The following is a 2,363-nucleotide window of genomic DNA, read 5'->3' on the forward strand; positions in this document are numbered from 1 at the left end:
GTCCTTGAGGATCTTCTCGAGCTCGCGGCGAAACATCGCGTTGTCGAGCAGGTTCGACTTGAGATCGCGCAGCAGATTGCGCGCCGCCATCAGCGCGCGCAGYTCGGGCACCTTGCCGGCSACYACCTCCGGCTTGAAGTCATCCATGGAATGGAARTCGAGATCRACGGGCAGCTCGGAGCCATCSGCKGCGAGCGTGTTCTCGACGGCAATCYTSGCCCGCGGRTTGAAGTCCGCCAGGACCGCATTGAAGTTGTTCTTGTTGATGGAAACCTTCTCCCGCTCCGCCAGCGCGCGGGTGTCCTGCCCATTACTGTAGTCGCCCATCACCAGCAGCTTCAGTGGCAATTCCACCTTCTTCTGCGCGCCGCCGGTATGCAAATCCAGCTTGATGTTGACCCGCGCCTTGGGCACTTCGTTCTGGAAGCTCTCTGCCATTCTCGATTCCTTCTCCAACAGGTTTTCAATCCGCACGGCACTCGATTCGTCGATCGCCGCATGGCCGGTAGACACGCAAGTGCGGGAGACTATCTTTTTTATTTCCCACTGTATTTAGGTGACTTCCTAAAATTCATCGGATTTTTGATCTTTTTTATCTAAATCAATAATTCGATCCAGTCCTATTTTCCTGAAAGCCACAAGACGGTAAGGTGCGGCGCGCAGGAGCATGTCGCTTGCGAAGCGGCACGCCTGACCTGTTACGCCGGATTGCCCGGCCTTGGAGAGAGACGATGTCGGGTGGGGTTGCAACACTGAAGGCATACGGGGAAGCGCTGCTCAAGGGACTGGGCGGTGGCCAGCAGTCTTACTTCCTGAAGGTGCCGGGCGCGGAGACCGCCGTGGGTCTGTCGGTGGTGTCGTTCGAAGCGGTGGAGAAGCTSGGCGCTCCCTACGCCGTCACTGTCCAGCTTACGCATCCGCTGGAGCTTGAGCGCGCCAGCTACCTCGGCAAGCCCGCGACATTCGAGATCGACCCTGGTGATGGCACCGAGCCGCGCAAGTTCGCGGGTTGCATCACGCAGTTCTCCAAGACGAAGCAGACGCAGGATTTTCACGGCTACCAGATGGTGGTGGAACCGCTAGTGGCACGGCTTCGGCTGACCCAATCCACCCGCATCTACCAGCACCAGACCGCGCCCCAGATCATCGAGGCGATCCTGCGGCGGCACGAACTGGTTGGTCACCAGTTCGCTTTCAAGCTTCGGCGCGAGTACCCGCAGCACCCGTTCCGCTTGCAGTACCAGATGTCCGATTGGGACTTCATCCGGCTACTGATGGAGCAGGAAGGGCTCTATTCCTATTTCCTKCCKGGGAAATTCGGCGARATGGTGGTGTTTGGCGACGACATCGACCATTACCTCTACAAGCCTGAATTGCGTGTGCCCTATCGGGAATCGGCCGGGCTTGAGGCCGGCATCGAAGCCGTCTTTGGCATTCGTACTAATGCTAAAACGGTCCCCGAATCGTTCCTCGTGGCAGATTACAACCCGGATCTGGCATGGGAACCCTTGAAGGGCGAAGCCAACGTCGCGAGGAAGGACAAGACCACTTACGGGCAACCGTATGTCTTCGGTACGCATCACCTTGATTTCGATGGTGCCAAATGGGAAGCGCAGCTTCGTCATGAGGCGGCGATGGCGTCTCAGGTCGAATACGAGGGCGAGAGCAACGTCCTGGAACTGCGTCCGGCGCGGATCCTGAGAATGGATCTCGACTTGCCCGACGCCCCAAACGGGCAGGTCATCACCGAAGTCACCCACACCGGCGCGCGCGATGCGGCGTATCGCAATACCTTCAAATCGATCCCATCCGATCGTCGCTTCCGGCTGCCGCTGGATGAGGCCAACTGGCCAAAGATCGCAGGCACGCTGAGCGCCCGCATTACCTCACCCAGCCAATACACGTACGCCTACCTGACGCAGCAGGGCTACTACACCGTCCGCTTCGACTTCGATTTCGAGAAATGGCCCGGTGGTGGTGAGTGCGTGCCACTGCGGCTGGCAAAGCCATTCGCCGGCGCATTCCAGACAGGATTCCACTTTCCGCTGATCGACGRCACCGAAGCCGCCATCGCGTTCCGGGACGGGAACCCGAACAAGCCCTACATCGCCCACGTCCACCACAACAGCCGTCAGACGGACCTGATCACCAATCACGACCGCTGGCTGTCGCGCAACGTCATTCGTACGCAGAGCGACAACAAGCTCGAGTTCGAGGACTGGGAGGGCCAGGAGCACGTCAAGCTGTCCACGGAGCATTCCGGCAAATCGCAGCTGACACTTGGCCATATGGTGGATGGGAAGTGGAAGAAGCGGGGGGAGGGGTTCGAGCTGCGGACGTCTGGTTGGGGGGCGATTCGGGGC

At 59.4% G+C, this 2,363-nt stretch carries 2 protein-coding genes; one reads left to right on the top strand and one right to left on the bottom strand.

The window, feature by feature from the left end; genetic code table 11:
- The coding region (gene tssB / locus AC1DPR_RS31580; protein WP_477817977.1) for a type VI secretion system contractile sheath small subunit at window positions 1-456 on the bottom strand (456 nt) is incomplete at its 3' end.
- Between the two features lie 275 nt (window positions 457-731).
- Between tssB and AC1DPR_RS31585 the strand changes: the two genes are divergently transcribed.
- On the top strand, window positions 732-2,363 hold a 1,632-nt coding region (locus tag AC1DPR_RS31585), incomplete at its 3' end, for a type VI secretion system Vgr family protein (RefSeq protein ID WP_477817978.1).

It is taken from the genome of Rhizobium sp. 01T417 (assembly GCF_056398905.1).